11 protein-coding genes are annotated in these 13,307 nt (G+C 31.9%); 2 read left to right on the top strand and 9 right to left on the bottom strand.

Annotated features, from left to right (window positions below; genetic code table 11):
• Positions 1-53: 53 nt before the first annotated feature.
• Together CDH50_RS10030 and CDH50_RS10025 are read right to left on the bottom strand one after the other, a co-directional pair.
• Positions 54-764: an endonuclease/exonuclease/phosphatase family protein gene (locus tag CDH50_RS10030; RefSeq protein ID WP_100612136.1), complete on the bottom strand. Its 711-nt coding sequence runs from the start codon at positions 762-764 to the stop codon at positions 54-56.
• 38 nt (positions 765-802) lie between these two features.
• Positions 803-1,558, bottom strand: coding sequence for an enoyl-CoA hydratase/isomerase family protein (locus CDH50_RS10025; RefSeq protein ID WP_100612134.1), 756 nt, complete (start codon positions 1,556-1,558; stop codon positions 803-805).
• 106 nt (positions 1,559-1,664) lie between these two features.
• Between CDH50_RS10025 and CDH50_RS10020 the strand changes: the two genes are divergently transcribed.
• The gene (locus tag CDH50_RS10020) at positions 1,665-1,970 is read left to right on the top strand and encodes a rhodanese-like domain-containing protein (RefSeq protein ID WP_100612132.1); all 306 of its coding nucleotides are present in this window, start codon (positions 1,665-1,667) and stop codon (positions 1,968-1,970) included.
• A gap of 135 nt (positions 1,971-2,105) precedes the next feature.
• On the opposite strand, the gene CDH50_RS10015 is transcribed toward CDH50_RS10020, so the two are convergent.
• The 4 genes from CDH50_RS10015 to CDH50_RS10000 all read right to left on the bottom strand — a co-directional run bounded on the left by CDH50_RS10015 (position 2,106) and on the right by CDH50_RS10000 (position 7,162).
• Complete coding sequence (locus CDH50_RS10015; RefSeq protein WP_100612130.1) at positions 2,106-2,756, bottom strand: response regulator; 651 nt, start codon at positions 2,754-2,756, stop codon at positions 2,106-2,108.
• Positions 2,757-2,765: 9 nt separating this feature from the next.
• Entirely contained in the window at positions 2,766-4,712 is a 1,947-nt protein-coding gene (locus CDH50_RS10010; protein WP_100612128.1) for a tetratricopeptide repeat-containing sensor histidine kinase, read from the bottom strand.
• 8 nt (positions 4,713-4,720) lie between these two features.
• On the bottom strand, positions 4,721-4,924 hold the full coding sequence (locus CDH50_RS10005) for a hypothetical protein (RefSeq protein WP_232731994.1): 204 nt from the start codon (positions 4,922-4,924) through the stop codon (positions 4,721-4,723).
• A 327-nt stretch (positions 4,925-5,251) separates the two neighbouring features.
• Complete coding sequence (locus CDH50_RS10000) at positions 5,252-7,162, bottom strand: outer membrane protein assembly factor BamB family protein (RefSeq protein WP_100612124.1); 1,911 nt, start codon at positions 7,160-7,162, stop codon at positions 5,252-5,254.
• A gap of 517 nt (positions 7,163-7,679) precedes the next feature.
• On the opposite strand from CDH50_RS10000, the gene CDH50_RS09995 reads away from it, so the two are divergent.
• On the top strand, positions 7,680-8,858 hold the full coding sequence (locus CDH50_RS09995; RefSeq protein ID WP_100612122.1) for a helix-turn-helix domain-containing protein: 1,179 nt from the start codon (positions 7,680-7,682) through the stop codon (positions 8,856-8,858).
• A gap of 5 nt (positions 8,859-8,863) precedes the next feature.
• On the opposite strand, the gene CDH50_RS09990 is transcribed toward CDH50_RS09995, so the two are convergent.
• The 3 genes from CDH50_RS09990 to alaS all read right to left on the bottom strand — a co-directional run bounded on the left by CDH50_RS09990 (position 8,864) and on the right by alaS (position 13,165).
• Positions 8,864-9,811 (bottom strand): GSCFA domain-containing protein, encoded by a 948-nt coding sequence (locus CDH50_RS09990; protein ID WP_100612120.1) that lies wholly within the window; start codon positions 9,809-9,811, stop codon positions 8,864-8,866.
• A gap of 17 nt (positions 9,812-9,828) precedes the next feature.
• A complete protein-coding gene (locus CDH50_RS09985) occupies positions 9,829-10,431 on the bottom strand; it encodes a hypothetical protein (RefSeq protein WP_100612118.1) in 603 nt (200 codons plus the stop codon).
• Positions 10,432-10,528: 97 nt separating this feature from the next.
• Complete coding sequence (gene alaS / locus CDH50_RS09980; protein WP_100612116.1) at positions 10,529-13,165, bottom strand: alanine--tRNA ligase; 2,637 nt, start codon at positions 13,163-13,165, stop codon at positions 10,529-10,531.
• Between the last annotated feature and the right edge of the window lie 142 nt (positions 13,166-13,307).

Raw genomic sequence — 13,307 nt, 5'->3', positions numbered from 1 at the left:
AAAAACAAAAAGCAACTTGAGAAGGTTGCTTTTTTGTTTTTATGATTATTTTTTTAATTATCAAATTCACAAATTACAGGTTTATGGTCACTTAATTTAGTCCAAGTTTCGTAATCTCCAATACAGACATTTTTTAGTCGATTGATAAAGTAATTTGAAGCAAAACAAAAATCAATGTGATAAGGTCTTTCTTTTTTTCGATGCATAAATAAAGTTGCACAACTTTCTTTTCCTTGTTCTTCGTTGTGAAATATATGATAAACACTTTCTATTCCTTTGCCTTTTAGTTCACCAACAATATTCGAATGATTTGCTTCTCTATTTTTCTTGTCCCAAATTGAACTACTGTTAAAATCTCCTGCTATTATTACTTTTTCGTTATTTAATAATTCAGAATAGTATTTTATGGCATTCCAAGTATGAGTCCCATAATTATCACTACTTTTGGGTTTTTGACACCAAATTGCTATTAAAACAAACTCGATGTCGTTATTCTTTATGAATAATGGAATTACATATCTAAACTCTGGGTTATGCAAGTTGGATATTGATATTTTAAAATCCGAATATGAATAAACTCCTATTCCTTTATTTGGATTATCTCCATACCAAAAAATATCATGTGGCAAAGTGATGCCTTTTGTAAACCTTAATTTTTCGGGACTTTCACTTTCAGGAACAATAATTATATCTGGATTTTCATTCAGTATAAATTCAGCTTTTTTTCTGAAAGACATATTACAATTCCAAGTAATAATTTTCAATTTGAATTTGAATCTTTAGCGTATGATACATATATAATCTACCTAAACCGTTTTAAAGTTGATTTTGTAAAATCACTTAAAACCAGCTTACCGCTAATTTTGGCTCTTTCAATAAGTAAGGCATCCCAATGTTGGGTACCTTCCCAAAATACGGTTTTCATTTGTTTTAAAGCTTCGGGGTTATATGTACTTAGTTTTTCTGCTAAAACTTTCACGGCCCCATCTAAAGCTTCAACCGTTTCAAACACATCGGCATACAAGCCTTTTTCTTTTGCCCATTCCGCAGAAAAAAACGTTTCGGCATCTATGGTCATTTGGGACATGGCAGCTAAACCTATTTTTCTTGAAACAGCGGGCTCTATGACAAAAGGCCCAATACCAATACTCAATTCACTTAACCTTATAGAAGCGTATTTGGTTGCCAAACAAAAATCTGTCGCCGCCGCCAAACCAACACCGCCCCCAACCGATTTCCCTTGAACACGACCGATAATTAGCTTCGGACACTTACGTATAGCATTAATGACATGTGCAAAACCAGAGAAAAAAGATTCTCCCTTTTCGGCATCATTTACTGCGATGACCTCGTTAAAACTTGCGCCTGCACAGAAGGTTCTATCACCACCGCTTTTTAAAACAATGACGTTAATAGCGTCGTTGTTTCCAGCTTCAAAAATAGTTTCTTGCAACTGAGATAAAATATCACTAGGCATTGAGTTCCGATTTGGATGGAAGAATTCTATATATCCAACCTTGTTTTCAATTAAAAGTTTTACGTATGATTCAGTTTCCATTTACAGCTTTCAGAATTAAAAATCGAAGATACTGAAAAAAATGGTGGTAACTATTGTTACATTATGATTGTAATTAATTGGCGTATTTTGTCAAAAAATAAAAATTATGGGACTATTAGATTTTTTTCTGAAAAACAAAGAAGAAGACATTAAAGGTTTTCTTAACAAAGGCGCCATTATTATTGATGTTAGAACAAAAGCCGAATATAGCCAAGGCGCCATAGCTGGTTCTAAAAATATACCCTTGCAAATAATTGACTCTAAAATAGACGATATTAAAAAATTAAACAAACCAATTATAACCTGTTGTGCCAGTGGTATGCGTTCTGGAAATGCGGCAAGTATTTTAAAAAGCCATAATATTGAAGTTATAAACGGTGGTGGTTGGGCGAATTTGAAAACAAAACTATAACGAAACCATTGGGCATAAAAAAACATTAGTTTTCTTCGACAGAGAAGTCTAACTAATGTTAGTGACTAATTCAAATGTTTTCACAAATATAGTCTCATGAAGCCGAACATATATTATCTAAAGGTTAAACTAAGTTTATATAATATTATTTTTCTTAGCTTTTTCTACAGCCTCTAATTTGTTGTGCACTTGTAGTTTTTTGTAAATATTTTCAATGTGTTTTCTAATGGTTCCTGTAGATAAAAAAAGATGCTCTGCAATCACGTTATAGCTTAAGCCTTTACTTAATTGCTCTAATACTTGCACTTCCCTTTCTGATAGTTTTATATCTTCCAACGTGTCTTTACAATTAAAATCTATGGGGTTTCGAAGTAATTTTAAGGTTTTCATGGCTATGGAAGGATTCATGGCTGCACCACCATTTAAGGTTTCTAAAATACCTTCATGCAAATCTTTGGGATTAATTTCCTTTAATAAATAGCCATCTGCGCCCGCTTTTATGGCGTTAAAAATATGTTCATCATTATCAAAAACAGTGAGCATGATGATTTTAATGTGTGGATATTTTTGCTTGACAATCTCCGTAGTTTCAATACCATTTAAAACTGGCATTTCAATATCCATGAGGATTAAATCGAGGTTATGATTGGTTTGTAATTGTGTTAGTAAATCAGATCCATTGACGGCAGTAAACCGGACGCTTAGATCTTCAAAAAAAGACAGCTTTTCTTTTACGGCGTTAATCAAGAAAACATTATCGTCTACAATGCCAATTTTTACAGTCATAATTTAAAATCATATGGTTAATACTATGTTGCTACCTTTATTAATCTGACTTTCCATAACAATATTCGCCCCCATATCCGCAGCTCGCTTTTTCATGTTATTGAGTCCGTTTCCAAGTTGAATGTCATTTACATCAAATCCTTTACCATCATCTGAAATTGAAATTTCTAAATGATTATTAACCTTTTTGAACGATACAATAATGATTTTAGCTTCAGCATATTTTAAGGCATTATTAATGGCTTCCTGAATAATTCTGTACATATTCATGCCCTGAACCGATGTGAAGGTAATGTCTTTGTTTAATTCTGAATCGACATTGAATTCAAAAACCGTTTCATCAGAAGCTATATTGGCTTTCTCAATAAAATTTGTAGTACGTATTTGTAAATCTTCTAAAGAAATTTCATTTTTATTCATGGCCCAAATGGTATCACGCAATTCATAAATAGTTTCTTTAGTAAACGCACTAATACTCATTAATTTATTAGTTAGTTTTTCGTTGGTGATTTTAAAACCATACTGAAGATTTTCAATGGATGAAATAATAAATGTGAGTTGCGCCCCGATGTTATCATGCAAATCCCGAGATATGGTTAAACGCTGTTCTTGCAAACTATTTTGGGTTTCAATTTTAATTAAAGCCTCTTTTAACTCGTTTTCCTTTTGTAGTTGTTGGTTTTTTAGTTTTTGTTGTTTGTACAATAAATAACCTAATAAAGACAATACCAAGGCCAAAATGACCAACCCTATAATCTGTGTGTTTTTTTGATTTATATCTAATTCCTTTTCAGCAATATTGGCACGCTGCGCGAGAATTTCTTTTTCTTTTTTTTCAGTTTCGTATTTTTTATCAAGGTCGAAAATCAATTTCGTCTTCGTATCTTCAAACAAACTATCTTTTCCTAAAGCATATTTTTCATTATATAAATAAGCTTTTTTAAAATCACCCAAATGGCTATAGGCTAAAGCTAATATTTTATACGCTTGAACTTCAAATTCCTTAAAGCCTTGATTCGCACTAATATTTAAGGCATTTGTGGCATTTCCAATAGCTTCATTGTAGTTTTTTGAAGTTATTAAACTGGTTGCCAATCCCAATTCAGAATTTGTCAATTCATATAAATTATTTTCATCTTTAAAAATCTTGATGGCCTCTTTATAAAGATTTTGTGATTCTTCATTTAGTTTTAAACTATCTTTAGCTTCGGCAATGTTGCGTAACATGTAAGGAACATATCGATGATATCCTAGTTTTGAATACATGTTTTTGGCATTCGTGGAATATACTATGGCACTATCAAATTCCTTTAATTTTAGAAGTACGGAACCTATGTTTCCTGAAGTCACTACAACTCCAAAATCATAGTTATTATCTTTATATATTTTAAGAGCTTTTTTATAGTAATTTAAGGCCTTGTTATAGTCTTTTTGCTTTTTGTAAACGATGCCTATATTACTTAAAACCATCGGTGCTTTATCAAACGGCACATCTTCAGTTTCATAAATTTTAAGCGCTTCAAAATAATTCTCTAAAGATTTGGCAAAATCCCCTTTTAGGTCATAAACAATACCCATATTGTTATATGAATCGGCAATACCTTCATTGTTTCTGATTTCAAGTTTAATATTTAAACTTTTTTTGTGATAGACCAAGGCACTATCCAATTCTCCTATATTTTCAAAACAACTTGCCAGACTATTATAGGAAAATGCAATGGCCTTTTTGGAATTTGATTTTTTTGAAATTTGCAATGCTTTTCGAGCATAGTAAAATGCACTATCAATGTTTGCATTTTTAAACTCCCAAGAGATTTCATTTAAAGTGCTTACTAACGGCATCTCTTTTTGTGATTTGCTAACGTTCAATAAGCTATCCAATCTTTTGTTATTAGTTTGCGAAAAACAAGATAAAGTAAAGACTAAGAAAATGATTGAGAGCAGTCTTTTCTTCATGTCAATAATCAATTAGAATTTAAAAGTAACTTTTGCAATCCGATAAGTTCTTTACTGATTTCAAATAAACGATTAAAAATGGATTGTTCTAAATTATTTGCCAATAAAACATGCTCATTAATTATCTGACTTTTGATTTTTTCTTTATTAAAGCTTGCTTCTAGTACCACCTGTTTTTCTTTACCAATAAGATTTAATCTTATGGTATGCATATATACTTTGATTATAAAAATCACCAAAAAAATAATAATGATATAGATGGCCGTATTAAAAAGTAAATTAAATACCATAATTTATAATATTGAATAATAATGAGTGTTTTAATGGTATGGATGAATAATCCGCATAAAAAAACACCAATCACAAATAATTTTTTTAATGATTATCGCAACTGATGTTTATTTTCAACTGATTAATAGCATTATAAAAATAATTTAATATGTTGAACCTCAACTAATTTTTCGATTAAGTGTTATAAAAAAAGATTAAGCGCAATAAAAATTTATCACGCCTAATCAAACAAATCTCAACAACAAGATTTACTTTTGCAGATTATAAGCATATATAGTTTTGTCATTAGCCTTATAATATAAAACACCTGCAATTTCATCAACTTGATATTCTGGTTTTTTATCTTTAAGTACAATTTCTTTATCTACTTTACCAGTATCTTTATTAATTTTTACCAATCCAACACCTTCTTCAAGTTTTGTTAAAATAAACTGTGCGTTTTCGGTAGCTGCCGTGGCTTTAAATCGTTTTGACATCACATCAAACGCTGCATCACCAATAGATGCAAACATATCAGCCGCTCTTTTGTTTTCCTTTCCATAGTCATTATAATTACTTAAATCGTTTGCACTTCCGTAACTATTGGTTCTATTCATGCCTGCTTTTGCTGCATGAGCCATGGCCAAACCTGTTGAAGCTACCGCCAATGCTCCAGACAATACTTTCACAAAACCACTTTGAGAAGGCGATTTATAATATTCGTGATACACCTGATTTCCATCACTCCCTATCAATGCTACATTTTGAGAAGAACTCAAAAATATGTTACCATTTCTCATCTGCATGGTATTGGCAACTTCTTTTTCATCAAAATTTACTTTTGCAAAATTGGTTACATTTCCAGAATTGGCATCAATCGCATAGACTTCTCCATCTGCAGCAATTAAATACCTGTTTTTTGCGCTATCGAAAGTAGAAGCTACGGCTGCCGAATTTTTATATTTTAATGGTTTATCCCATACTTGATCACCAGTTTTTAAATCTACGATGTTAGCATCTTCTCCTGTTATGTAAATTAAACCTTGAGGCGATTGAGCCATAACCATAATATTCGGACCTGTTTTTAAAGGTTTTTTGAATAAGGTTTGTCCGTCAAAAGAAATTTTATTGATGCCTCCTTGCTGAATGCCAAATAAAATACCATCATCTTGTACATAAAAATGTTGTACATAACCTTTAGTTTTTGGGGCTTTTTCCCATAAATCTTCACCCGTAGAAGCACTTAAAAACACAATTTCAGATTCGTCACTTGTGGCAAACACACTAGTGCTACCACCTGAACTTTTATCACTTACAACAGCTATTCCTTGAGGTAAAATTTGAAAGTTAGATACATTTCCTTGTACTTTTCTATCATCTTTCCAAAGTTCTTCGCCATTACTTCCTATTTTGTGAATTCGAGTGTTTTTCCCATTAACGGTCGTCTCAAAACCATAAATTTCTTTTTCACTTTCGTCAGCAACCATCCAATTAACGCCTTTAACTTTACATTCCCATAAATCATCTCCATTATGTTTTTTAGCAATTAATCCTTGGGCTGTTGGTATTATCAAAAACTCTTTTAATAATAAAGGCACACCTGTGACACTAAAATCTTTGGCAACGCCAACCCTACCTGGCTTATCTAAAAAGAAACTGTAATCTAATTTCTGGGTACTTAAATCGTACACAGCCACTTTAGGAGTCATTTTTTCAAACTTATCACCTTCTTTTTGAATACCACTAACTATTAATTTGTTTTGTGGCAGCACAATATTACATGTGTAAATTTGATTCCAATTATCTGTTTCAGAATTAAAAATAACTTTTCCAGTTATGTAATTTATAACGGCGCGCTTTGTTTTGGCTATTCCAGCAAATTTTGAATCGGCTCCTTGAGACACCACAATATAAGGTGATGCAGGTACAAAATCTGTTTCTTCTGGTTTTAATTTTCCGAAATTGTTAAAGGTAAAAATAGGCGTACTTTGTTTTGGGTCAATGCCCACCAATCCTTCATTGGTTGCAGCAATTAAAATCCCGCCAACCGTTAATGTCATTTCATTGATAGTTGCACCTAAATCATAGGTATTTTCTGGAGTTTCCGCTTTTTGCGCCGTTGATACATTTACTATTAGAATCCCCACTAATAGTAATAAAAATTGATTTAATTTTTTCATTGTTGAATTTGTTTTGTGTTAATTGGTGAACAAAATTGCAACTTAGATACAGAGGAATCAATACGATGAATTGCGTATTTTATAAGTAATTATGATTAAAAAATAAAAGGTTGCCTTAAACTAAGACAACCTTTTATAACTGCTTGATAAAATTATCAATCAAAATTAAACCCCTCATTAAATAAAAAAACCGATAATAGCATATCAACAAATCTCTATGTTTGAGAATTATAGAGTGTTATAATATTTGGTAAATACTATGTAAACGTATTGATAAAAATGCATTATATAAAGCTAGTAAATAATTCTAAAGGGTTTTTTATACGAATCAGTAACAATTTTAATGAATCAGTAAAACATAGTAATAACTGAATAAATTATATTTTGAAGCTCAATAATACTAAATACTGGCTTTTGCTAATGAAAAAAATCTTTTAATTGAATAGTTAGTTTTTAATGTTTGCCTCAAAAGTTCACTCTAATTTAGTATTATTGCAATAAATCATATTTTCAATAAATGATTGAATCATTTTTATTTTTATTTACCGGAATCGTTGGCCTTGTCACCATTGCCTTAATGATAACTTCATATAAATCCAATCCATTTTACAATGCCTTTTTATTATTAATTATTGTAATAGTGTCTATTCGATTTTTAATCCATGGCAGTTATGAATTAGGTATACAAAACGTTTTAGCGCCTAAGGAAGGCCCGCCTTCTATACTGTATTTAATTCTTATTCCTTGTTTTTATTTATATTACAAAAATCTAGTTCGCCAAAAAAAAACATACAACCCTGAAGATTTAAAGCATTTAATTTTTATTATATTCCTTTATGTCATTAATACCGATACAACACTAAAAGAAAGTTTTTTATTTCATTTGGGGGCTATTACCAATTTTATTTTAATAGGTTTATTTATACTATTCTATTTAATATTAATTTTTAAACTATTAAGGAAGGACATATGGTTAAAAAAAAATATTCCAATAAGCAATATTCACTTTAGTTTAATAAAAAATTGGTCGATTTATTTATTTACCCTTAATATATTAGGATCTATTGCATTATTGGCTTCAATCTATAAAGAAGTCAATTCTGAATCCATGATTTCAGGAAAATCCATGGCTCCTCTTATATTGATTTTTTGGTTATTCATCTTTTTTAAAATTTTAATCTCTCCAGAAATCTTATACGGATTGCCCATTCTTAATAAAAAACTTCTCAAGTTTACACCTCCTAAGTTAAATAATGAGGAAGCTTTCGCATCTGCAAATAAAAACTGGATATTGGAACCAGATACACAGAAGAACCATCAAGATTTAAAATTACAGCAAAAAATCAGGTCTAACATTTTTAGTTATATTGATGAGATTGACAAATTGAGCAACGAAGAATTTATTTTTAGAAATCCCAAAGCTTCTTTTAGCGATATTGCCAACAAATTAGGCGTACCAACTAGCCATATTGTATATTTATTTAAATACCATTCCAACATATCCTTTTCCGAATTTCGAATGCGTTCTAGAATAAAAGACAGTCTCAATCTAATAGAACAGGGTTACTTAAAAACAAATACTTTAGAGTCATTGGCTTATAAAACAGGATTCGCCTCATACAACCCTTTTTTTAGTGCTTTCAAAAAAGTAACAACCTATTCACCGCAAGACTATTTAAAGTTCAAAAAACACTAATAGTTTTAAAATACTATATGAGGATGTTCTTTTTGAACTTTTAATTTGTAAGCTTCTAATTTTTGAATAAATACTTTGTGGGCTTCAGAATTCGGATTAAATGGTTTATGTAATAGGCCTTTTTGAATAGTCTCAACAATATCCATTGTTTTTATAGTTTCTTCTGAAATCCAAACTTGCTGAAACTTTTCCCAAATATAATTGATTGCCGTTTGGTTGGGGTGCAACATATCTTCGGCATAAAAACGATAATCGCGGAGTTCGTCCATCATGATTTCGTAACTCGGAAAATAGTTGCTGGTTGCTGGCTCTTGGTTGTTGGAGTGTATGGCTGTAATTAAATGGGCTTTGCTTTGTGTATTTTCAATAAACCCATCTTTTATATGTCGCACAGGCGACACTGTAAAAATAATGGATACTTTGGAATTTACTGTATTTATTAAACTTACAATGGTTTCCAGCGACTTTGTAATATCATCAACCGATAATAGTTCTTTAGTAAATTGCTTTTGGGGCACTTTATGGCAATTCGCCACAATTTGTTCGGTTTCAACAAAACGATACACCCACGAAGTTCCTAATGTGATGATGATGTGTGTTGAATCGTGTAATTGTTTATTTGTAGAATCGAGCAGTTCGTTTAAATAATTTAGAAACGTTTCTTTATTTGGATTTGATAATTCGGAATGCACATCAAAGCAATGCCACAACTCATTATGAAAAAAAATGTCTTTTTCGGTGTAATAATGTTGCTTTAAACTTCTTTCAATAATATTAGCTAATGACATCGGATTGAAAATAATTCCAAACGGATTTACAGTTGTTTGAAATTTGAAATACTGAAATTTTTCACCCATGTTATCCGCAAAACAAGAACCTAATAAAACTATTTTTGAAGCATAGTTAATGGCAATGTCGGCTTTCCTAATTGGAACTTTGGTAGTTAATTGCATTATTTCAAGTTAAATATCTAGTCGAAATTAGCAATGTATAGCATGAGTTCCCTATACATAGCATCAGCTGGAGAAAAGAATTTTTTTATTTTCGCACGTCCTTCATCGGCTGTTTTAAAATAATCCGTATTTACTAATGCATATCTAATATTTTCTTCAAGAAAACCAGCATCATCTATATGAAAAGCACTTATAGGATAAGTTAGATTGTCTTTAATAACTCCAGAAAAAACAAAATTATCAGGAATATAACCTCCATCGCCTTTTATTAACTTAACTGGAGGATAACCGTCAACAATCATGCTATAAAAATTCGAGTTTTGTACTTGTTTATCATTTTGATTATCAAGATATGATGCCTTTACATGCGCATTGAATTCAACAATTTTTTCAACACCTTCAACGGTATATTTTACTCTAACTTGGGCATCAAATTCTCCTGTATTATCCAATTCACCTAAATAATAAGGGTCCAATTGCAATACAATTAAAGCCATTTCATAATGATTATTGTCAGTTGCCCCAATCCAAGAATGAAACTCCAAAGAATATACTTCCTTATTTTGAGCATCAGCAAAAGAAACAAAAAACAATGTTAAAACAACTAAAAAATTTCTCATAAAATTATAATATTAAGTTTTCTGAAATATAATTATTTTATTAAGTTTTAAATTTATAAATATCTACTAAAACATAGAGCCTAGAAGCATTTATTAGTTATTTAATAAAGGTAATCACTCTGCCTAAAGCCTCTTTAATTCCATTAACATTTTTCCCTTTTCCTGATGCAAAGAACGGCTGACCACCGCCATTTCCGTCTATGTATTTACCTAATTCCCTAATAATATTTCCAGCATTTAAACCTTTACCTGCTACTAATTCTTTTGAAATGTAGCAATGAATGTTCGGCGCATTGTCTTCCACCGATGCCAAAAACACAAAGGAATTTGGCTTAGAACTCCCCATAGCTTGGGCCAAATCTTTGGTGGAACTCATTGATAAATCCACTTCTTTTGCTAAAAAGTTAACACCATTTATTTCTTGAAATTCCGAAACTAAATTATTTTTTAAACCGTCAACTTTTTCTTTTAATAATTGCTCAATCTGCTTTTTCAGCTTCGCATTATCATCTTGTAATGACGTAACGGATTTTAAAATATCCTGCGGATTTTTCAATGTTTCCTTGATTTCAGCTAAGGTATTTTCTTGATTTTGATAGAAATCTTTCACCGCATCACCTGTAATCGCTTCAATTCTACGAATTCCAGCGGCAACAGCCCCTTCCGAAATGATTTTGAAATGCCAAATATCAGCCGTGTTTTTCACATGAATACCACCACAAAGTTCCTTGCTTTCCCCAAACTCAATCATACGAACCGTGTCACCATACTTTTCTCCAAACAAGGCCATCGCGCCTTTATCCAATGCTTCTTTAATGGGGATATTTCTGTGTTCTACTAATTTTAATTGTGCTTCAATTTGGGCATTGACGCTTGCTTCCACTTGGCGTAATTCATCTTCGGAAACTTTTGAAAAATGTGAAAAGTCGAAACGTAAATAATTCGGATTTACCAACGATCCTTTTTGTTCCACATGGGTTCCGAGAATGTTTCTTAAAGCCAAATGCATTAAATGTGTAGCGGAGTGATTTTTAGACGTTGACGTTCTTAAATCAGTGTTGACTTTGGCAACAAAATTAGCTTCAATATTTTCAGGAAGTTGTTTTGTAAAATGCAAAATCAGATTATTCTCTTTTTTAGTATCGATAATTTCAATAGTCTCGTTAGCGGAAACCAAAGTACCTTTGTCGCCTACTTGGCCGCCACCTTCAGGATAAAAAGGGGTACTATCTAAAACAATTTGATATAAAATGCCGTCTTTTTTAGAATCCACTTTACGGATTCTAGTGATTTTTACGTTGTTTTCCGTTTGGTCATAACCCACAAATGTTTCCACATTTCCTGAAATTAAAACTGACCAATCCTCCGTTGAAACCTCAGATGCGGCACGAGAACGTGCTTTTTGTTTTTGCAATTCAACTTCAAAATATGCTTCGTTATAGGTATAACCTCTTTCTTTTAAAATCAAAGCTGTTAAATCCTTTGGAAATCCGAACGTATCATACAATTCAAAAACTTTTGCCCCTGAAACTTCTTTCCCTGACGTTTCTGAAACAACTTTATCTAACAACTGTAACCCTTGTTCCAAAGTTCTTAAAAACGATGCTTCTTCTTCACGAATGACGTTTGTAACCAATTGTTGCTGTGATTGTATTTCTGGGAAAAATTCACCCATTTGATTCGCTAAGACTTCAACTAACTTGTTAATGAAAGGCTCTTTGGTGTTCAAGAATGTAAATCCGTATCGAATGGCACGACGCAAAATTCTACGAATCACATAACCTGCGCCAGTATTAGACGGCAATTGTCCGTCTGCTATGGCAAAAGCCACTGCACGAACGTGATCGACCACGACCCGAATGGCGATATTGGTTTTGTTTTGTTCTTCAGAAATGTTTTTAACTTCGTTCGACGTATATTTAAATCCTGTAATTTGCTCGACTTTCTCAATAAGTGGCGTAAAAACATCCGTATCATAGTTTGAAGTTTTTCCTTGTAATGCCATGCACAAACGTTCAAATCCCATGCCTGTATCCACATGTTGTGCCGGTAATTTTTCTAGGGAACCATCGGCTTTACGATTGAATTCCATAAAAACGTTATTCCAAATTTCAACCACTTGTGGATGGTCGTTATTCACCAAACTTTTTCCAGGAACTAGTGCTTTTTCTGCATCCGAACGTAAATCGACATGAATTTCTGAACAGGGACCACACGGTCCTTGGTCGCCCATTTCCCAAAAATTATCCTTTTTATTTCCTAAAATAATGCGGTCTTCACTGATTAATCCCTTCCAAATATCATAAGCCTCTTGATCGAATGGCACATTTTCTTCCGCATTTCCTTCAAAAACAGACACATATAGATTCTCTTTCGGTATTTTATATACTTCTGTCAATAATTCCCATGCCCAATTAATGGCTTCTTTTTTAAAATAATCACCAAAAGACCAATTTCCAAGCATTTCGAACATCGTGTGGTGATACGTATCAAACCCAACATCTTCCAAATCATTATGCTTTCCAGAAACACGAAGGCATTTTTGAGTATCGGCTATTCTTTGGCTTTTTGGAGTTCCATTTCCTAAAAAGTATTCTTTGAATTGCGCCATTCCCGAGTTGTTAAACATCAAAGTTGGGTCGTCTTTTAAAACCAATGGTGCCGATGGTACAATAAGGTGTTTTTTATCTTCAAAAAAACTTAAAAATTTAGAGCGAATATCTTGTGACTTCATGTACTTTTATTAAAACTGTGTTTCTCTTGGAAACATTTTTTTTCTTTTCCCTGCAAATCTATCTTAAATTTCTAACGGATATAACTTCCTTTGGATTTTATCAGTTAGTTTTACTAAATTTACTTTGAGAAATATTTTGTAG

This window comes from Confluentibacter lentus (genome assembly GCF_002806995.1).
Lineage (GTDB): Bacteria > Bacteroidota > Bacteroidia > Flavobacteriales > Flavobacteriaceae > Confluentibacter > Confluentibacter lentus.
This window is presented reverse-complemented; position numbering and strand designations above follow the sequence as displayed.

Coding starts and splice junctions, on each gene's coding strand:
- CDH50_RS09995 (WP_100612122.1), top strand. CDS start 7,680: ATGATTGAATCATTTTTATTTTTATTTACCGGAATCGTTGGCCTTGTC.
- CDH50_RS09985 (WP_100612118.1), bottom strand. CDS start 10,431: ATGAGAAATTTTTTAGTTGTTTTAACATTGTTTTTTGTTTCTTTTGCT.
- CDH50_RS10020 (WP_100612132.1), top strand. CDS start 1,665: ATGGGACTATTAGATTTTTTTCTGAAAAACAAAGAAGAAGACATTAAA.
- CDH50_RS10005 (WP_232731994.1), bottom strand. CDS start 4,924: ATGCATACCATAAGATTAAATCTTATTGGTAAAGAAAAACAGGTGGTA.
- CDH50_RS10010 (WP_100612128.1), bottom strand. CDS start 4,712: ATGAAGAAAAGACTGCTCTCAATCATTTTCTTAGTCTTTACTTTATCT.
- CDH50_RS10015 (WP_100612130.1), bottom strand. CDS start 2,756: ATGACTGTAAAAATTGGCATTGTAGACGATAATGTTTTCTTGATTAAC.
- alaS (WP_100612116.1), bottom strand. CDS start 13,165: ATGAAGTCACAAGATATTCGCTCTAAATTTTTAAGTTTTTTTGAAGAT.
- CDH50_RS10000 (WP_100612124.1), bottom strand. CDS start 7,162: ATGAAAAAATTAAATCAATTTTTATTACTATTAGTGGGGATTCTAATA.
- CDH50_RS10025 (WP_100612134.1), bottom strand. CDS start 1,558: ATGGAAACTGAATCATACGTAAAACTTTTAATTGAAAACAAGGTTGGA.
- CDH50_RS09990 (WP_100612120.1), bottom strand. CDS start 9,811: ATGCAATTAACTACCAAAGTTCCAATTAGGAAAGCCGACATTGCCATT.